The 18,399-nt window shown below is 48.0% G+C and carries 26 protein-coding genes and 1 rRNA gene; 2 read left to right on the forward strand and 25 right to left on the reverse strand.

Translation table 11 applies throughout. The annotated features are described in order from the left end of the window. From DFP94_RS23635 to DFP94_RS23645, 3 genes are all read right to left on the reverse strand, one after another. A 16S ribosomal RNA gene (locus DFP94_RS23635) occupies nt 1-299 on the reverse strand; the annotation flags it as partial. Nucleotides 300-694: 395 nt separating this feature from the next. Next, nucleotides 695-904 carry a hypothetical protein gene (locus tag DFP94_RS23640; protein ID WP_114498939.1) on the reverse strand — a complete coding sequence of 70 codons (210 nt, stop codon included), beginning with the start codon at nt 902-904 and terminating at the stop codon, nt 695-697. A gap of 201 nt (nt 905-1,105) precedes the next feature. Beyond that, the gene (locus tag DFP94_RS23645; RefSeq protein ID WP_114498940.1) at nt 1,106-1,720 is read right to left on the reverse strand and encodes a stage II sporulation protein M; all 615 of its coding nucleotides are present in this window, start codon (nt 1,718-1,720) and stop codon (nt 1,106-1,108) included. A 109-nt stretch (nt 1,721-1,829) separates the two neighbouring features. On the opposite strand from DFP94_RS23645, the gene pdaB reads away from it, so the two are divergent. Further along, complete coding sequence (gene pdaB, locus DFP94_RS23650) at nt 1,830-2,639, forward strand: polysaccharide deacetylase family sporulation protein PdaB (protein ID WP_114498941.1); 810 nt, start codon at nt 1,830-1,832, stop codon at nt 2,637-2,639. A 91-nt stretch (nt 2,640-2,730) separates the two neighbouring features. Here the strand turns inward: pdaB and DFP94_RS23655 are convergent, their stop codons facing one another. After that, nucleotides 2,731-3,324, reverse strand: coding sequence for a KinB-signaling pathway activation protein (locus DFP94_RS23655; protein ID WP_114498942.1), 594 nt, complete (start codon nt 3,322-3,324; stop codon nt 2,731-2,733). 130 nt (nt 3,325-3,454) lie between these two features. Here DFP94_RS23655 and gerD point away from each other — a divergent pair, with 130 nt between their 5' ends. After that, complete coding sequence (gerD, locus tag DFP94_RS23660; RefSeq protein WP_114498943.1) at nt 3,455-4,285, forward strand: spore germination lipoprotein GerD; 831 nt, start codon at nt 3,455-3,457, stop codon at nt 4,283-4,285. A gap of 63 nt (nt 4,286-4,348) precedes the next feature. Here gerD and DFP94_RS23665 read toward each other — a convergent pair whose 3' ends face one another. The 21 genes from DFP94_RS23665 to rpsE all read right to left on the reverse strand — a co-directional run bounded on the left by DFP94_RS23665 (nt 4,349) and on the right by rpsE (nt 18,388). After that, on the reverse strand, nt 4,349-5,458 hold the full coding sequence (locus tag DFP94_RS23665) for an Mrp/NBP35 family ATP-binding protein (RefSeq protein WP_114498944.1): 1,110 nt from the start codon (nt 5,456-5,458) through the stop codon (nt 4,349-4,351). 60 nt (nt 5,459-5,518) lie between these two features. Further along, a complete protein-coding gene (cwlD, locus tag DFP94_RS23670) occupies nt 5,519-6,289 on the reverse strand; it encodes an N-acetylmuramoyl-L-alanine amidase CwlD (protein ID WP_114498945.1) in 771 nt (256 codons plus the stop codon). 247 nt (nt 6,290-6,536) lie between these two features. Beyond that, the gene (gene sat, locus DFP94_RS23675) at nt 6,537-7,706 is read right to left on the reverse strand and encodes a sulfate adenylyltransferase (protein WP_114498946.1); all 1,170 of its coding nucleotides are present in this window, start codon (nt 7,704-7,706) and stop codon (nt 6,537-6,539) included. A 39-nt stretch (nt 7,707-7,745) separates the two neighbouring features. After that, nucleotides 7,746-8,438, reverse strand: a complete 693-nt coding sequence (locus tag DFP94_RS23680; RefSeq protein WP_114498947.1) for a phosphoadenylyl-sulfate reductase — start codon at nt 8,436-8,438, stop codon at nt 7,746-7,748. A gap of 232 nt (nt 8,439-8,670) precedes the next feature. Continuing rightward, nucleotides 8,671-9,063, reverse strand: coding sequence for a 30S ribosomal protein S9 (gene rpsI, locus DFP94_RS23685; RefSeq protein WP_114498948.1), 393 nt, complete (start codon nt 9,061-9,063; stop codon nt 8,671-8,673). A 20-nt stretch (nt 9,064-9,083) separates the two neighbouring features. Further along, nucleotides 9,084-9,521, reverse strand: a complete 438-nt coding sequence (gene rplM, locus DFP94_RS23690; protein WP_114498949.1) for a 50S ribosomal protein L13 — start codon at nt 9,519-9,521, stop codon at nt 9,084-9,086. A gap of 250 nt (nt 9,522-9,771) precedes the next feature. Next, a complete protein-coding gene (locus tag DFP94_RS23695; protein ID WP_114498950.1) occupies nt 9,772-10,140 on the reverse strand; it encodes a TFIIB-type zinc ribbon-containing protein in 369 nt (122 codons plus the stop codon). An 80-nt stretch (nt 10,141-10,220) separates the two neighbouring features. Continuing rightward, nucleotides 10,221-11,039, reverse strand: coding sequence for a tRNA pseudouridine(38-40) synthase TruA (gene truA / locus DFP94_RS23700; RefSeq protein ID WP_114498951.1), 819 nt, complete (start codon nt 11,037-11,039; stop codon nt 10,221-10,223). Between the two features lie 119 nt (nt 11,040-11,158). Beyond that, nucleotides 11,159-11,524, reverse strand: coding sequence for a 50S ribosomal protein L17 (rplQ, locus tag DFP94_RS23705; RefSeq protein WP_114498952.1), 366 nt, complete (start codon nt 11,522-11,524; stop codon nt 11,159-11,161). A gap of 35 nt (nt 11,525-11,559) precedes the next feature. After that, on the reverse strand, nt 11,560-12,504 hold the full coding sequence (locus DFP94_RS23710) for a DNA-directed RNA polymerase subunit alpha (protein WP_114498953.1): 945 nt from the start codon (nt 12,502-12,504) through the stop codon (nt 11,560-11,562). 130 nt (nt 12,505-12,634) lie between these two features. Beyond that, nucleotides 12,635-13,030: a 30S ribosomal protein S11 gene (gene rpsK, locus DFP94_RS23715; RefSeq protein WP_018753969.1), complete on the reverse strand. Its 396-nt coding sequence runs from the start codon at nt 13,028-13,030 to the stop codon at nt 12,635-12,637. A 19-nt stretch (nt 13,031-13,049) separates the two neighbouring features. Then, complete coding sequence (gene rpsM / locus DFP94_RS23720) at nt 13,050-13,418, reverse strand: 30S ribosomal protein S13 (protein ID WP_114498954.1); 369 nt, start codon at nt 13,416-13,418, stop codon at nt 13,050-13,052. Nucleotides 13,419-13,438: 20 nt separating this feature from the next. After that, complete coding sequence (gene rpmJ / locus DFP94_RS23725; RefSeq protein WP_003333770.1) at nt 13,439-13,552, reverse strand: 50S ribosomal protein L36; 114 nt, start codon at nt 13,550-13,552, stop codon at nt 13,439-13,441. A gap of 192 nt (nt 13,553-13,744) precedes the next feature. Next, the gene (gene infA, locus DFP94_RS23730; RefSeq protein ID WP_006676514.1) at nt 13,745-13,960 is read right to left on the reverse strand and encodes a translation initiation factor IF-1; all 216 of its coding nucleotides are present in this window, start codon (nt 13,958-13,960) and stop codon (nt 13,745-13,747) included. Between the two features lie 2 nt (nt 13,961-13,962). Further along, a complete protein-coding gene (locus DFP94_RS23735; RefSeq protein WP_114498955.1) occupies nt 13,963-14,277 on the reverse strand; it encodes a KOW domain-containing RNA-binding protein in 315 nt (104 codons plus the stop codon). 3 nt (nt 14,278-14,280) lie between these two features. Beyond that, complete coding sequence (gene map, locus DFP94_RS23740) at nt 14,281-15,033, reverse strand: type I methionyl aminopeptidase (protein WP_114498956.1); 753 nt, start codon at nt 15,031-15,033, stop codon at nt 14,281-14,283. Between the two features lie 5 nt (nt 15,034-15,038). Next, nucleotides 15,039-15,683 carry an adenylate kinase gene (locus DFP94_RS23745; protein WP_114498957.1) on the reverse strand — a complete coding sequence of 215 codons (645 nt, stop codon included), beginning with the start codon at nt 15,681-15,683 and terminating at the stop codon, nt 15,039-15,041. A gap of 158 nt (nt 15,684-15,841) precedes the next feature. Beyond that, nucleotides 15,842-17,143, reverse strand: a complete 1,302-nt coding sequence (secY, locus tag DFP94_RS23750) for a preprotein translocase subunit SecY (RefSeq protein WP_114498958.1) — start codon at nt 17,141-17,143, stop codon at nt 15,842-15,844. After that, nucleotides 17,143-17,583, reverse strand: coding sequence for a 50S ribosomal protein L15 (gene rplO, locus DFP94_RS23755; protein ID WP_114498959.1), 441 nt, complete (start codon nt 17,581-17,583; stop codon nt 17,143-17,145). The genes secY and rplO overlap by 1 nt, the downstream gene beginning before the upstream one ends. A 109-nt stretch (nt 17,584-17,692) precedes the next feature. Continuing rightward, nucleotides 17,693-17,878 (reverse strand): 50S ribosomal protein L30, encoded by a 186-nt coding sequence (gene rpmD, locus DFP94_RS23760; RefSeq protein WP_114498960.1) that lies wholly within the window; start codon nt 17,876-17,878, stop codon nt 17,693-17,695. Nucleotides 17,879-17,890: 12 nt separating this feature from the next. Then, entirely contained in the window at nt 17,891-18,388 is a 498-nt protein-coding gene (rpsE, locus tag DFP94_RS23765) for a 30S ribosomal protein S5 (protein WP_114498961.1), read from the reverse strand. Nucleotides 18,389-18,399 lie beyond the last annotated feature (11 nt).

The raw sequence follows: 18,399 nt of genomic DNA on the forward strand, positions 1-18,399 counted from the left end.
CTACGCATCGTCGCCTTGGTGAGCCGTTACCCCACCAACTAGCTAATGCGCCGCAGGCCCATCCGTAAGTGACAGATTGCTCCGTCTTTCATTATTTCTCCATGCGAAGAAATAAATTATCCGGTATTAGCTACCGTTTCCGGTAGTTATCCCAGTCTTACAGGCAGGTTGCCTACGTGTTACTCACCCGTCCGCCGCTAACTATCCGGAGAGCAAGCTCTCCATCAAGTCCGCTCGACTTGCATGTATTAGGCACGCCGCCAGCGTTCGTCCTGAGCCAGGATCAAACTCTCCAATAAAGATGGAAGGATCTACTCTCCCGAAGGGGAGTGGCTTTCCATCAAAGTGTTTGACTTGCTCATTTAGAAAAACTGACGAGAAAATTAATTCTCATAGGATGGAATTTCAAACGACACAAAGCCGATTCAAATTCATCCATTTTAATACTCACTCGTTGTTCAGTTTTCAAAGATCAACTTCGCTTTCGTTCGTCGCTGCGTTCCAGCGGCGACTTTTATAATATACCATAGAGAGCAAGTTCTTTGCAAGAGTTTTTTGAAAGTTTTTATTTCCAATGTTACCCTACCAACCATGCTCTCGGCTGTTTTCCGAAAAAACGGAACGTTTGATAATTTACCACATTCAAAACAGTAAAGTCAAATCCAATTATATCCTAATAATCCTTTTATGAAAACTACCCTTTACGGGCATACTTGGAGAGTTCTTTGGAAGGCGCAAACCGGGCATACATCCGAAATACAGTTTTGTACCGATTGGCAATGGCGTGGCGAATTTCATGATCCAAACGCTGGTCGCTCAAATCAAGCAACATCTCGTCCAACTCTTTACGAAGTACATAATCCAATTCTTTGCATTCTTTTTCATTAAATAACATTCCCAGCATAATATGAACAGCTCCTTTTTCAGCGAAATGGCGATTTTTACTTGGACGTAGGTTAGGACTTTTCGGGGCGCTCCACAATTTACATATCCTGGGTATTGATTAACCTTATACCTGCCCATATAAACTCGTTCTTTTGAACCGCTTTAATGGTATGCTCACTTTCCGGGAAAATTATGACAACTGCCTCTTACGAGATTTATTTTACCGAACCAGATAATACGTAATCGTGCTTTCTATAACGGCCGCCACCAGAAGGAATATTACGATCCAGAACGCTCCGCGTCCCGCCGAGGTCAGAAACTCCCCCCACTTCACAGTGCGATCGCCCCGGTCCCTTGCGCCCAATTCCCCAACCCCTTTCAGCACCAGATAGCCGAACTGAAGGCCGAATGCAGAGGCAATAAGGATAGCGGGAATTTCGATGATTCCATGCGGCAATAAACCCAGTACGATCAAATCAAACAAATTCTCCCCCTGCGACGCTGCAAGCGACACCACCATTCCCAATACCATCCCATTCATCAGCAGAAAAATAGCCGGGAACAATCCAAGCAAGGCGCCTAAGAGAATGACGGCCACGCTTTTCACCGCATTATTTATAAATATGAATTTAAAAAAGCTAAGTTCCGGCATCGGCGATTGCGACAATTGGCGGCTGTAACCTTGAAGGCTTTCAAGCTGTGGCGCGACCAGTCTAGCAATGCTTTCCGATCCCGCCGCACCTAGAATGATACCTATGGTAAACAACAACAACGATATCCAAATCATTTTTTTATACCTGGACAAATCCAGAAAAAATCGACGCAATGACAACATGTCCATAAATCCTCCTAATTCTAATCGGGGTCATAAAGCAAAAAGGTACGAGCATACATTAGTACAGGCGGAGCAAATTTCAATCTCATAATGAGAGGGGCAACAATCCATGAACAATTTCTTCTATGTCCTGAACGGGAAGAAAATCAAAAGGTTTTTCTTTGTTTTTGCCGCAGCGTTATTTGCAGCAGGTGTGATCTATGTGGAACAAGGCCATATTACTGTCTTCTCCGAAGAGAGCAGCCCGACAGCTATTTATAGTGTATCCACACAGAAAAAGGTCATCGCATTGACCTTCGATATCAGTTGGGGAGATAAGCGAACGGAGCCGATTCTCAAAGTGCTGAAGGATAAAAACGTTCAGAAAGCAACCTTCTTCCTCTCTTCTCCCTGGAGCAAAAGCCATCCGGAACTTGTAAAAAGCATTCAGCAACAGGGTTACGAAATCGGCAGTCATGGTCATAAACACACGAATTACAGCGAGCTAAGTGAAGAAGATATTTCTAAGCAACTGACGGCGGCACATACTATTTTAACCGATCTGACCGGAAAATCACCGAATTTGCTGCGCCTGCCGAACGGGGATTTTGACAAGCGCGTGCTGAAAATAGCTGACGGCCTCGGCTACAAAGTCATTCAATGGGATACCGATTCGCAGGACTGGATGAATAAAGGAACCGAAACGATCGTGAATCGCGTGATCGAAAAGGCGCACCCCGGAGACATTGTATTGTTGCACGCCAGCGATTCCGCGAAAAAAACCCATGAAGCTCTCCCCATCATTATCGACGAACTCCGGAAAAAAGGTTATGAATTCGTCACCGTGTCCGATTTGCTGCAGGAGGCCGGAGTAAACGGCAATCAAGTCCGCGATCAGGCCTGGCTTCAGGGACAGATTAATACGGCAGCCGGCATGTAAATCATACCTTACCCAATTTCATCAATATCGACCATAATTATAAAAGGAACAAAAAAGCCCGGTGATGATCTGATGATCACCGGGCTTTTGGTCAGGCCGTTTTCGGTACAGGTTTCAATACGCGATGGAGAATCAGGATTTGGTACGCATTACATGCGATTAACGGCGCAGCGATCCAGGCGGTGGCCTGATCTACACCGATCTTCAGCACCCCTACGATTTCTACGATCGTTACAGCGATCATGAAGAACAGTGTAGGAACCCAGGCAGACCGATTTGTCATTTTAACTTTGAAGTAAGCCACGACACATGCAGTTGCAAACACAATAATGCCGAACATCAGGTCGGACGATCCCTTGTCTTCTCGCCCCACAAATGTACGGAAGAACATAAGCTCCAATAAGGCCAGTGCGGTGAGTACAATCTGAATATACAGCCAGGTCATGCGGGAAAATACACCCGTACCCATATAATTTATCATCATATAGGCAAAGAACCCCATCTGGGAATAAACGCTAACCATGACACCGACCCCAAATAAAATACCGATATTCACCAGGAAATCCGCGGTACCGTTCAGTTCAACCGTATTCGTCCACTGCAGCAGTAACCCGACTATAAGCGAACCGACAGCTCCCACTACCAAGGTTGTCCAAAATAAAAACAGCCATTTTTTCAAATTCAACCGTCCCACCCCCACTAACGAAATATTTTACCAACGATCCCGCTAAAAAACCATTGTTTTCGGTTGGATAAATCCTTTTTTGCGGCCGCATACTATGGACAGCGACAAGAAGCACAAGGAGGATGGAACCATGAAACGGCATTTATATCGTTGGTTTGCATGCATTTTATGTTTATTTACTCTTCCGCTGGCGGCCTGCGGTTCTGAACAAAGCTCCTCCTCTTCGCAGGGTGGGGGAGGATATAAAGACACGAAATCCATGGTTATCGATATTTTAAAGACCGATGACGGTAAAAAAGCCATATATGAAGCATTAAGCGGCGGCTCCGGCGGAGGAAGCAGCAGCGGCGGCGGGCAAGAAAGCTCGGGTTCCGGTTCTGGTTCAGAGTCCGGGTCCGAATCCGGATCGGGCTCAGAAGGCGAAGGCGCCTCCGGTGAATCCAGTAGCTCCGGCGCTTCGGGGGGCGGAGGGGGCTTCGGCATCAAAATGATTCTTCCGGGACAATCCTCCGATCAAATCCGCATGGCCGTCAAGGAAACCATCACAGCCCCGGAATACAAAAAAGAGCTGGAAAAAATCATGACCGATCCGCAGTTTGCCGGCGATTTTGCCAAAGCGGTCAATTCGCAAAGCAAACAAATGCATATGGAGCTAATCAAAGATCCCACGTATCAAAAATCGGTCAGTGAAATCATGAAGTCGCCTGAAGTCATGAAAATGTTTCTGGACCTCACCAAGACATCCGATTTCCGCAAACAATCGATGACGGTCATGCAGGAAGCCATGCAAAGCCCTCTCTTTAAAATGGAGGTCATGGAGCTGCTCAAAACCGTCGTTCAGGAACAGCTTCAGCCTAAAGTGGAGAAATCCCCTAAAGAAGGCGAAGAAGGCGGCCAAAAGGGCGGCGGCCAGGAAGGCGGCAGCGGTAGTGACAGTCAAGGGGGCAGCGGCGGCTCCTAAGTTTTTATCAAAATGGGTATTTACGATTGCCGCATAAAGGTAAATAAAGACTGGCCCCGAGGGTCAGTCTTTTGTGCATTTAGCGATTACATGTAATGCGACATCCTTATACATTTGCCCTACAAGCGACGCTGCCTTATAAACGGACGGCGAGAAATCCGGCTCGGAGGGATGGTTATCCGGCGCACTGACCGGGATCTGGGCCAAAAGTTCGGTATGAAGCGTCTCGGCCAATTTCCCGCCCCCGCCGCGTCCAAAGATGTAGTCCTTTTGTCCGCAGGACGAACATTCGTAGTATGCCATATTCTCCACTACGCCAAGCACTTCGTGCTCCGTCTGCAGCGCCATAGCGCCCGCCCGCGCAGCCACGAATGCCGCCGTGGCATGAGGGGTGGTTACGATAATTTCCCGGCTCTGAGGGATCATCTGATGCACGTCCAGCGCGATATCCCCCGTTCCGGGCGGCAGATCAAGCAGCATATAATCAAGCTCGCCCCAATTCACATCGTTAAAAAATTGGCGCAGCATTTTTCCAAGCATCGGTCCCCGCCAAATTACGGGATTGTTATCCTGAATAAAGAAGCCCATAGACATGACCTTCACCCCGAAGCGTTCAACCGGAATGATGGCACCTTCTTCCACGGCGGGGGCCGTTTCGATTCCCATCATGTCGGGCACGCTAAAACCGTAAATATCCGCATCAATTAAGCCCACTCGCTTGCCAAGCCTGGCTAGGGCTACGGCGAGATTAACCGTTACGGTCGATTTACCCACCCCACCCTTGCCGCTCGCAACGGCTATAAAGTTTACGCCAGCTCCCGGATCAAGTACGGGAAGATGCTCCAAACCCGCTCCATGTCCTTTAAGCGACGGTTCTTCAGCATCTGAAGCAGAGGTGTTCATCGAGTAGCCTGCTTGTTCACGCTCATGCTCCGACGCTACGCGAAAACGGAGATGCACGTCCTGGATTCCCGCTTCCGCCAGCCGGAATCGAATCTCCTCGGCTACGGCTTGCTGCGCGTCCCCATCTTTCTCCAGGCAAACAACGGTAAGGGATACACGCTCTTCTTTAACCATCATGTCCCGGATCCACTGCATTTCGATCAGACTCCGCTTCAACGCCGGTTCCGCGACCGGCCGGAGCACGGCTTCAAGTTGCTCCTTCGTTATCAATGACAGCACCTCGACTTTACTGGTATCATAATGACTTCCATTATGATAATTATTATATCATTACTTGTCGATATCTGCTGTTTTTCCCGTCCCTTCTCCCGAGCTGTACCGGAGAATGCCTTGATAGATGGACGCAGCCACTTTTCGCTGATATCGATCATCTCCAAGCAGCTCCGATTCTTCAGGATGAGATAAAAATCCGACCTCCACCAAAGCAGCCGGAATCTTTAAAGCCTCCAGGACATATACCGGTTTGTCGGACTGCTTTGCTACCCGATCAGTATTTTCCAGATTCCGTCTCAGCTCCTGCTGGATCAGATCCGCCAGGTTGGCGCTATTGCCATTATTGAGATAGTAAAATGTTTGCGCACCACGCCAGCGGGGCGATGGCACGCTGTTCATGTGGATGCTCAAGAACAATTCGGCCCCTTGCTCTTCTATAAAACGAACGCGCTGCTTCAGGTCCTCCGTTTTTCTTTTCTTATATCCCTTCGTCTCCGCATCCGCCAAATCCCGGTCATCCTCACGGGTCATTACGACGATTGCACCGGCTTGCTGCAAATAATCACGCAGGTACAGCGCAACCGCCAGATTGATATCTTTTTCAATGACCCCCTGTTTACTAACGGCTCCCCCATCAGGGCCCCCATGTCCGGCATCAAGCACGATAGTCTGTCCAGCCAGCGGAAGACTCCAATACGTCCATACTTTCGCCGATGGGATCTCGTAAGCCGCCAACCCCGTAAGCATGCCGACCAACGCGATGCCGATCACTGCTTTTTTGATATGGCTCAGCGAGATCCAAACGCTCACCTTATCTCTGGAACCCATAAAAAAGCCACCTCCGTCCCTAATGACATTAATCATCATATGGGACGAGGTGGACAAATATGACCGTCATCTTTTGATCACGAAGTAACACAAGAAGTAACTCGACTTCAAATCTTGAATTCAGTTGCTCCTTCCGGTGCTCACGTAGGTTCTGCCTACGCTCCGCTCCTCACTCTCATCTTCATCCAACCTTCTCGGTGCTGAAAAGCTGACTTTGATGACGTATGAATCACGAATAGATCACGGATTAAATTACAACCTGATGGCTCATGCCTTCGATCAGGACTCTGGCCACTTCCGGACGCGTAAATTCAGGCGGCGGGCAGATCCCCTCGCGGAGCAGTCCTCTTACCTTCGTACCGGACAGGGTCATATGATCTTCCTTCGGGTGAGGGCATGTCTTGCTGGAAGCCATATTTCCGCACTTCGTGCAGAAGAAACTATGTTCGAAAAACAAAGGGGAAATCCCGAGCTCCTCGGCCGTGAAATTCGAAAAAATCTCCTGTGCTTCATAAGTGCCATAGTAATCGCCGACACCGGCGTGATCGCGTCCGACGATAAAATGGGTACACCCGTAATTTTTGCGCACCATGGCATGGAAAATCGCTTCTCTTGGCCCTGCATACCGCATAGCCGCCGGAAACACGCCAAGGAAAGTACGGTTCTGCGGATAATAATTTTCCAAAAGAACCAGATAGCTCTTCATTCTTACGTCAGCCGGTACGTCATCGGATTTGGTCTCTCCGACCAGCGGATTGAGAAACAGTCCGTCGACGATTTCAAGTGCGCTCTTCTGGATGTATTCATGAGCCCGGTGAACCGGATTTCGCGTTTGAAAGCCGACAACGCTTTTCCAGCCTTTCTCGGCAAAAATGCGGCGGATCACTGCCGGATCAAAGTAAAATTCACCGAATCGTTCAGGCTTTGGACGGTTTAGCACCGTAACCTCGCCCCCCACATAAATGGCAGAACGCTCGTAAAGCTTCTTAACCCCGGGATGCTCTTCATTAGCCGTTTTAAAGACATTTTTCGCTTCTTCTTTCTGATCTACCGTATAAATACTACCCACTTTCAGCAAACCGTAAATGATTCCGTCCTGCTCTCCAACCAGCGCCACCTTCTCGCCGATGGCCAAAGCCTGCGATTCTTTCTCACTCACGGACAATGTGATCGGGATACTCCATACGGTGTCGTCAGCCAGCCGCATACGATGTACTACCGACCGATAGTCTTCCTCATTCAAAAATCCTGTCAATGGCGAGAATGCCCCTACCCCGATCAAATCCAGATCAGAGATAGCCCAAGTGCTGATTTTAACGGATTGCAGTTCCTTTGCCTCCGCCAACAAACGTTCTCGCTCCTCGCCGGTCGCCAGTCGGTTTACCAGGCTGCCGCCATGCGGTGAAATTGCCGTCATTTTCATCTCTCCTTATTCATTCGCAAAAACTTTAGAATATTATTTGTGAAGTCCGCATTCCGTCTTCTCGGAATTAGCCCACCGTCCGGCCCGAGCGTCCTCGCCCGGCATCACCTGGCGAGTGCAATACTCGCAGCCGATACTAGGGTAATTACGGTCATGCAGCGGATTATAAATGACATCATTTTTGCGGATATAATTCCAGACATCTTCATTACTCCAACTCGCCAATGGATTAAATTTCACCAGTCCGAACTTGGCGTCATACTCGATCTTTTTGGCATTTGCCCGCGTCGGTGCCTGATCTCGGCGGATTCCGGTTATCCATGCTTCATATTGGGACAAAATTCGGGTTAACGGTTCGACTTTACGGATGTTACAGCAGGCATTAGGATCCGATTTCCATAGTTCCTCCCCATGCTGGAGCGCTTGCTCCTCAGGTGAAATGACCGGAGACACGCGGACAAAATCGAGTTCATAACGGGCTACTAAAGCATCACGGGTTTCGTAGGTTTCTTTGAAATGAAAATCTGTATCCAGATAAAAAATATCCGTGGAGGGACTCACTTTTTGCAGCATATCTACTAAGACAACGTCCTCTGCGCCGAAGCTGCACGCAAAAGTAATATTAGGAAACGTTTCAACAGCCCATGCAATGATCTGTTCCGGAGTAGCCGATTCCAGTTCCTCGGCTTTGGTCTGGATCAAATTTTCTTTCTCCAGCAAATTCATCTTTTTCGCCCCTTTGCTTGTATAAATAAATGTAATAATGCCTATTTCCTACAATAAAAGCCGACTAAACTTATCTGATTTATAGTTTAAAGTATAGGGCATTCTATTAATAAGTCAACAAAAAAGACCCAACTTTCTTCCTGAAAGTGGGGTCTTTTTATCAAAAAAAATAAAAGCCCTTGACCAATAAAGGCCAAGGGCTGCAATTCCAGCTGCACACGCAAATGGAATATTAACGTTTTGAGAACTGTGGCGCGCGACGAGCGGCTTTGAGACCGTATTTCTTACGTTCTTTCATCCGTGGGTCACGAGTCAGGAATCCTGCTTTTTTGAGCGAAGGACGGAATTCTGGGTCTGCTTTGAGCAATGCACGGGAAATCCCGTGGCGGATTGCGCCAGCTTGACCGGAAATGCCGCCGCCATGAGCAATTACGATTACATCGTAGCTGCCCAGCGTCTCAGTCAAAGTCAGAGGTTGTTTAACGATCAGTTTGAGGGTTTCCAAACCGAAATATTCATTGATATCACGTTTATTGATGACAATGCGTCCTTCACCCGGTACAAGGCGAACACGAGCTACCGAATGTTTACGACGACCTGTCCCATAGTATTGTACTTGTGCCATGAAACTGTCCTCCCTTTTAATTATCCGCGAAGTTCGTAAACTTCAGGTTTTTGTGCTGCATGTGGATGCTCTGTGCCGGCATAGACTTTCAGTCTGAGCTTCATTTTCTCGCCTTGACGAGTTTTTGGCAACATGCCATGTACAGCGGACTCGATTACACGTTCAGGTTTCGATTTCAAAAGATCCTTAGCAACTGTCACTTTCAAACCGCCTGGATGCAGGGAGTGACGGTAGTACTTTTTGTTATCCAGCTTTTTGCCGGTCAGAACAATTTTCTCTGCATTGATGACAACAACGAAGTCGCCGCCGTCAACGTGTGGAGTGAATTGTGGTTTGTGTTTGCCGCGGATCAGAGCAGCGGCTTCGCTTGCCAAACGGCCCAGCGTTTTGCCTTCGGCATCGATGATATGCCAGTTGCGCTCAACTTCGCTTGGCTTCGCCATATAGGTGGTACGCATGAAAAGATCCTCCTTCATTCTCGTTCGAAATGGTTCATGGATGCGTAAAAACGATCTGGCCTTCGGGTTCCTTGACCGCTTCTCGCCATTTATGTTACATCGTTTTTATATGCCTAATTAGTGTTGCGTATTGCACGGTTATGCGGTTTTCTCAACTGGGGGCTGTGGGATAGCCGTTAAGAAAACACAACTTTTATTTTACAGGATGAGGATTACTTGTGCAAGTCTTTTTTGAGTCAAAATACGAAGTTTAATCAAAAAGATCTCCGAACACATCAAGCACGGATTTCTTCTTCTTGTGTTTATGGTGCCCTTGAGGATAACCCTGGTTATAGCCTTGTTGCTGGACCCTCGGATCATAGTTTTGCTGAGGCCGGGAAGAGCCGTAATTCGGGTCCGGATTTCGATATTCTTTCTCTTTCCGATCATATGCCTGTCCGTCGTCATGGCCGTCGTACCACTCATTAAACGCCGGCCGGATCTGCCGGATCTCGTTCATCAACTTCTCCAGTTCTCCACGGTCCAGCCAGACGCCTTTACAATCCGGACAAACATCAATCAACACGCCATCTTTCTCGACTTCTCTCATACGAACATCATGGCAAACGGGACACTTCATTGGGTATTCGCCCTCCTAAGGTTCTCATTAAAGTTTTTTTTACTTTGGTTTTGTTACGTATGAAAGCTCAGACGGTTTCGCTAAAAAGACATATCTTGAGATATTTTTGTGATATCCGGTATTTCCGGCACCTCATCGTACTCAACTTTCCACAGCATAAGCCCCTTGCTTTCGGCAGTAGGACCTGCGGCCGCACGATCTTTGGCCTCCAATATCGATTTCATATCCTTCGGAGCCCGCTTGCCCTCGCCAACCTGCAGCAATGTACCCACAATAATTCTCACCATATGCTGAAGAAAACCGTTACCCGTTACATAGATATGAATAATCCCCTGCTCATGCGTACCTGCTCCTTCCGTTCCGCATTCTACCTCGATCCTTGCCTCATAGATGGTCCTGACATGGCTTTGTTTGGTGGAATGCCGGGATGCAAAGGAAGTATAATCATGCGTGCCGATTAAATAAGCCAACCCCACACGCATCGCTTGTACATCAAGCACTCCCGGATGATGCAACTGAAACTGGCGATAGAAGACATCAAAGACTCTATTCCCGTTTATGGAGTACCGATAGGTTTTCCGTTTAGCATAACGTCGCGAATGAAACTCCAACGGTACCTCCACTGCATCGGTGATCCGAATATCGGAAGGAAGGCGCCCGTTCAGCGCATGACGCCATCTCTCCACCGGAATTTGCGAAGACGTCAGAAAGTGAAAGGTTTGACCGCGGGCATGGACCCCTGCATCAGTTCTGCCTGACCCGTGGATTTTCACTTTCTCCCCCGTCAATTGTGATATCACGGCTTCTAAATGATCTTGGATCGTATTACCGTCAGGTTGCGTTTGAAAACCGAAATAGTGAGTCCCGTCATAACTGATGGTCATCAGCAGATTGCGCATTTTGTTGCCCTCCCTCCGATTAAGCCTGATTAGTAATAAACAAAAGAAAAACTCTCCTTAGCTAAGCCTAAGCGGCGAGCCGTCAGAGAGTTTTACTGTTGTGTGAATTCCCCTGTAAATTAAGCCCGGTCTACCAGTTCCAAGTAAACCATAGGGGCAGAATCGCCGCGGCGAGGTCCCAGTTTCAGGATACGGGTGTATCCGCCTGGACGCTCGGAATAGCGGGTAGCCAGCTCCGAGAACAGCTTTTGGATTGCGTCTTGCTCACCATCGATCGATTCGCGGCGAACATAAGCAGCAACTTGACGACGGGCATGCAAATCTCCGCGTTTTGCTTTGGTGATCAGCTTTTCAGCGATAGAACGAACTTCCTTCGCTTTTGCCTCAGTCGTTTGGATGCGTTCGTATAAGAACAGGTCCGTTACCAGATCACGAAACAAAGCTTTACGCGCACTGGAATCGCGGCCCAACTTTTGGTATGCCATGAGTTTTCCCTCCTTCGCTAGAACGATTAAGCAGTCTATTCTTCCGTACGTAGGCCCAAACCAAGCTCTTCGAGCTTCTCTTGTACTTCTTCCAAAGATTTGCGTCCGAGGTTACGGACTTTCATCATATCTTCTTCAGTTTTGGTAGTGAGCTCTTGTACCGTGTTGATACCGGCACGTTTGAGGCAGTTATAGGAACGGACGGAGAGATCGAGCTCTTCAATCGTCATTTCAAGCACTTTCTCTTTTTTGTCTTCTTCCTTCTCGACCATGATTTCCGCGTCCTTCGCTTCATCCGTGAGTCCCACGAACAGGAAGAGATGCTCGGTAAGAATCTTAGCACCGAGACTAACCGCTTCTTCAGGTCTAATGCTGCCATCGGTCCATACTTCAAGCGTAAGCTTGTCATAATTGGTCACTTGGCCAACACGTGTATTCTCTACAACGTAATTGACGCGAGCAATCGGGGTATAGATCGAGTCGACGGGAATGACACCAATTGGTTGATCATCTCGTTTGTTCTTATCTGCCTGAACATAACCACGACCGCGCCCGGCGAAGATGCGCATATGAAGTCTGGAACCAGGTTCAAGCGTAGCAATATGCAAATCCGGATTCAGGATTTCCACATCGCTGTCGGCACGGATATCTCCTGCAGTGATGACGCCTTCGCCTTCCGCATCGATTTCGAGAATTTTCTCTTCATCGGAGTGGATTTTGAGCGAAAGAGCCTTCAAATTCAGGATGATCTCCGTGACGTCTTCCATTACACCCGGAATGGTCGCGAATTCATGCAGAACACCATCGATTTGGACCGAGGTTACCGCAGCACCCGGAAGAGAAGAGAGCAAAATCCGGCGAAGCGAGTTGCCCAGTGTGGTGCCATATCCACGCTCAAGTGGTTCTACTACAAATTTCCCATAGGTGCCTCCATCGTTAACTTCTACGGTCTCGATTTTCGGCTTTTCGATTTCTATCACGAAATTACCCCTCCTTCAAAACGTCGTTCCTTAGAAACTGTCATGTTTTCTGAAGTCTATCATGTAGTATGCCTAAACAACCATTGTTACCAATATATGATGTTGTTATACCACACTAGAGGCGGCTTCATTATACACGACGGCGTTTCGGAGGACGGCAACCGTTATGAGGAATTGGAGTCACGTCTTTAATCATGTTAACTTCAAGGCCTGCAGCTTGCAAGGAGCGGATAGCGGCTTCACGACCGGCTCCAGGACCTTTAACCATAACCTCAACGCTCTTCATACCATGTTCCATAGCTGCTTTTGCAGCGGATTCCGCAGCCATTTGAGCGGCAAACGGAGTGGATTTACGGGAACCTTTGAATCCAAGACCGCCGGAGCTGGCCCAAGAAATTGCGTTACCGTGCGGATCCGTAATTGTAACGATCGTGTTGTTGAAGGTGGAGCGGATATGTGCCACGCCAGATTCAATATTTTTGCGGTCACGACGTTTAGTACGTACGACTTTTTTTGGTTTAGCCATTGTCTGTTATCCCCCCTTCTTATTTCTTCTTGTTCGCTACAGTACGACGAGGACCCTTACGAGTACGGGCATTCGTTTTAGTACGTTGTCCGCGAACCGGCAATCCACGACGATGACGAACACCGCGGTAGCAGCCGATTTCAATCAAACGTTTAATATTTAAGGAAATTTCACGACGCAGGTCGCCTTCAACCTTGACCGTTTTGTCGATCGTTTCGCGTAGTTTGCTAACCTCATCTTCCGTCAAATCACGAACACGAGTGTCCGGATTGATGCCTGTTTCAGACAGGATTTTCTGAGAAGTCGTTTTACCGATTCCGAAAATGTAAGTTAAGGCGATCTCAACGCGTTTATCACGTGGCAAATCCACACCAGCTATACGTGCCATTTTACGCTACACCCCCTTCTTTAACCTTGTTTTTGTTTGTGTTTCGGATTTTCGCAAATCACCATGACATTGCCTTTGCGACGAATGACTTTGCATTTTTCGCAAATCGGCTTCACAGAAGGTCTTACCTTCATGTTGATTACCTCCTAAAAGTTTTACGGATGTAAAACTGACTTCGAGAGCATATGCTAAGTTTTGCGAAGCAAAACTCTCTTCGTAAGGATGACTATGAACTAAGTTTTACGAATGTAAAACGAACTTCTGAACATCTTAAATTACTCAACCTGAATATCATAACACATAATCGTTCCAAATGGTAATGGAATCTATTTACGATAAGTAATACGACCTTTACTCAGGTCATAAGGTGACAATTGAACAACCACTTTGTCTCCCGTCAGGATCCGGATAAAGTGCATCCGCAATTTCCCGGAAACATGCGCGAGAATTTGATGACCGTTCTCAAGCTCTACTCTAAAAGTAGCATTCGGCAACGGCTCGATGACCGTACCTTCCACTTCAATAACATCTTCCTTGGCCACTGTCATTCTCCTTTCTCTTCGGCGTTTGAGTTGGCGGATTCCATATATACGTTAACTGCGTAGCGCAGTTTTCCGTTCGTTACCCGGCCGCTTTCTTGCAAACTATGAACTACTTCGCTGCTGATCATCGACTGAAGCTCAAGATGCTGTATATTTTTCCGTTTTGGCTGGTCAAACTTTCGTTTGTCCCCATCCGCGATAAGTACGAATCTGTCATCCACAATCCCGATGATCACATAAGCGGCGCCAGCGTCTCTCCCTTTCAAAGCTTTCACGATTTGGCCGACTTGCGGTTCTGCAGGGTGCTTCACTTTCATCACCTACGCATCCAATTTCGTGAAAATCTCTAAACCGTCCGGCGTAACCGCCACGGTATGCTCGAAATGAGCGCACAGTGAGCCGTCAACCGTAACGACAGTCCAATTATCTTCCAGCGTTCTAACGTACCGTTTGCCGGCGTTTACCATCGGCTCGATCGCCAGCACCATGCCGGGTTTCAGCCGCGGCCCACGATCCGGTGTGCCGTAGTTAGGAATTTGCGGTTCTTCGTGCAGCTCCGTTCCTATACCGTGACCGACATATTCACGAACCACCGAGAATCCCGCATCCTCGATAAACTGCTGGATCGCATGCGAAATGGTGTACAAGCGTACATCTGGTTTGACGAGTGCAAGGCCAGCATAGAGCGATCCTTCGGTGACATCCAGAAGCTGCTGGGCTTCATCGGAAATCGTACCCACCGGATACGTCCATGCCGAATCACCGTGATAACCGCGGAATTCGGCGCCAATGTCAAGGGTAATGATGTCGCCTTCGTTCAATTTGCGTTTGCCAGGAAATCCATGTACCAATTCTTCGTTGACCGAAGCGCAAATGCTGTAAGGAAAACCGTTATAACCTTTGAAAGACGGCACAGCGTTTTGACTGCGAATGAACTTGTCGGCGATTTGATCGAGTTCCCCCGTCGTAATTCCAGGCTCAATCGATTGCGCTATGAGTCTGTGCGTTTCCGCAACGATTCGCCCTGCTTCTCTCATAAAGCCCAGTTCACTTTCGGATTTACAAATGATCATTACACCTAACCTCGCAGTATGGATACGATCTCTTTTGAAACCGTTCCGATTTCCTGTTCACCATCTACTTGACGCAGCAGGCCCTTATCTTCATAGAACGTGAGGAGAGGTGCCGTTTTGTTGATATATTCGTCCAGCCGTGTTCCTACGCTCTCTTCGTTATCGTCGGAGCGCTGGTACAGCTCGCCGCCGCACTTATCACAAACACCTTCCTGAACAGGCGGATTAAAGATCACATGATAAGTAGATCCGCAAGACTTGCATATACGGCGTCCAGTGAGACGCGCCAACAGCTTGTTACGATCTACTTTCAGGTTGATGACATGATCCAGTTCTTTACCTAATCCGCTTAGCAAATCTTCCAGCGCTTCCGCTTGCGAAAGGGTTCTTGGAAAACCGTCCAATAAAAAACCATTTTCGCAATCGGACTGCTGTAGACGCTCGCGGACGATGCCGACCGTTACATCATCAGGCACCAGAAGCCCTTGATCCATGTATTCCTTCGCCTTGATCCCTACAGGAGTTCCCTGTTTGATCGCCAGACGAAACGCATCACCGGTGGAGATGTGCGGAATGCCGAATTCGTTAACGATGACCTCTGCTTGTGTTCCTTTTCCTGCTCCAGGAGGTCCCATGAATAGAATGTTCATGTCTATCACTCCCTCCAAACTTTACTACATGAAGATGTTCAAAAAGTCATCTTTTCCCTTGCTACTGAAAACCCGACTTTTTTGATCTTTCATTATAGGAAACAGAACAATAGGCGCCAGGTGAGTTCAACTTCGAGCTCGTCCCTGGAACCTATCGCTTACTTATTGATAAAGCCTTTGTAGTGGCGTTTGATCAATTGGCTTTCAATCGTCTTCATCGTATCCAGTGCAACACCGATTACGATCAAAAGCGAAGTGCCTCCGATTTGAACACTACTAGGCAAATTAGCCAAAGCACCGAGAGCCATTGGAAGAATCGAAATAGCCGCCAGGAAAAGCGCTCCTGTCATCGTCAAACGGGTCAAGACCCGAGTAAGATAAGTTGCTGTCGTTTTCCCTGGGCGAATCCCCGGAATATATCCGCCGTTTTTCTTCATGTTGTCGGCCATCTGTTGCGGATTCATCTGTACAAAAGTATAGAAGAAAGTGAAACCGATGATCATTACGACATAAAGTACCATGCCGAGCGGATGGCTGGTGGCCAAGTTTTTAGTAATCCATTGTGCCCAGGTGTGCGTCGACCAGAAACTGGCGAGAACAACAGGGAACTGCAGGAGCGAAACTGCAAAGATCACCGGAATTACGCCCGCTGCGTTAATTTTGAGCGGGATATGCGTATTCTGTCCGCCGTACATCTTGTTGCCTACGACGCGTTTGGCGTATTGGACCGGAATTTTCCGAATCGCTTGTTGAATATAGATAACGCCAATTACAATCAGTATAACAACAATAAGGATCGCAATCGATTTAACCACGTTCATGAAAGTTTGACCTTCCACGATAAATTCGGATTTAGCGATCGTTTGAATGTACGATGGAAATGCTGAGACGATCCCGGCAAAGATAATCAGCGAAATCCCGTTACCAATACCCTTTTCCGTGATTTGTTCGCCCAGCCACATCAGGAACGACGTACCCGCGGTCAAAACAATCGCAATAACCAGATAGTCGGCAAAGCTCGCATTGGGTACCATCTCGACGTTGTACATCCGGTTAAAACCGACCGATGTAGCGAATGCCTGAATGATAGCCAAAATAACCGTTCCGTACCGTGTAATCTGGGCCATTTTCTTCTTACCATGCTCGCCTTGTTTCGCCCATTCCGCGAATTTCGGAATGACGTCCATGGAGAGCAATTGAACAATAATGGAAGCCGTAATGTACGGCATAATCCCGAGCGCAAAGATTGAGAAGTTCTTGAGTGCACCGCCCGAGAAGGTGTTCAGGAGCCCGAACAAATTATTTGCCGCACCGCTATCCATGGAGTCAAACACTGAAGTATCGACGCCTGGAACCGGAACAAAGGATCCGATCCGGTAAATAATGAAGATAAACAGTGTAAAAAGAATGCGGGTGCGCAGGTCCTGAACGTGCCAAATGTTCTTAATGGTTTTAAACATTAGATCACCTCGGTTTTACCGCCGGCAGCCTCGATTTTCTCTACCGCAGATTGGGAGAACTTATTCGCTTTAACTGTCAGTTTGACAGTAACTTCACCGTTGCCAAGAATCTTGATTCCGCTCTTCGCGTTCTTCACGATTCCTTGTTCAAACAACAGTTCAGGAGTTACTTCCGTATCCACCGCAAAGCTGTTAAGTTCCTCGATGTTCACAATCGCGTACTCTTTCCGCGTAGGATTATTAAACCCGCGTTTTGGCAAGCGACGATACAACGGGTTTTGTCCGCCTTCGAAGCCCGGACGAACACCACCGCCGGAACGAGCGTTTTGACCTTTGTGACCACGCGTAGATGTTTTACCCATACCGCTACCTGTACCGCGGCCAACGCGTTTGCGTTCTTGGCGGGAACCAGGAGCTGGGGAAAGCTCATGTAACTTCATCGTTCGTTGCACCTCCTTATTTATTGTTGGCATTTGAGCATCCCGATAATCCGTCTTACGGATTATCTAGGGTTCGCTCAATGCGACGATTCGCAGCTAGTGCAAGGGATTATTCAGCGATTTCTTGAACCGTAACCAAGTGGCTTACTTGATTAACCATACCACGAATGGCTGGATTATCGTTATGAACCACGGATTGGTTAATTTTGCGAAGTCCCAAAGTTTTCACGGTAGTACGTTGGTTCTCCGGACGACCGATCAAACTACGCACGAGGGTAATTTGCAGTTTAGCCATGAGATTCCCTCCTTAACCGAGAAGTTCTTCGACGGATTTACCGCGTAATTTCGCAACATCTTCAGCGCGTTTCAGACGGGACAAGCCCTCCAAAGTCGCATTGACCATGTTGATGGAATTCGAAGAACCTAGAGATTTTGTCAAAATGTCGCCTACGCCAGCAAGTTCGAGTACCGCACGAACAGGACCGCCAGCGATTACCCCGGTACCTTCGGATGCCGGTTTCAGAAGCACACGGCCAGCACCGAAATGACCAACTACTTGGTGAGGGATCGACGTTCCTACGAGTGGAACATGCACAAGATTTTTCTTAGCATCATCAATTCCTTTGCGGATCGCATCAGGAACTTCGCCAGCTTTACCGATACCGGCGCCAACCCAGCCTTTGCCGTCGCCGACAACCACGAGTGCGCTGAAGCTAAAACGGCGTCCGCCTTTAACTACTTTAGCTACGCGGTTAATATTTACAACTCTTTCAGTCAGTTCTAAAGTGTTCGGATCTACACGCAAGTCGTTAACCT

It is taken from the genome of Fontibacillus phaseoli (assembly GCF_003337355.1).
In the GTDB taxonomy this organism is placed as follows: Bacteria; Bacillota; Bacilli; order Paenibacillales; family Paenibacillaceae; genus Fontibacillus; species Fontibacillus phaseoli.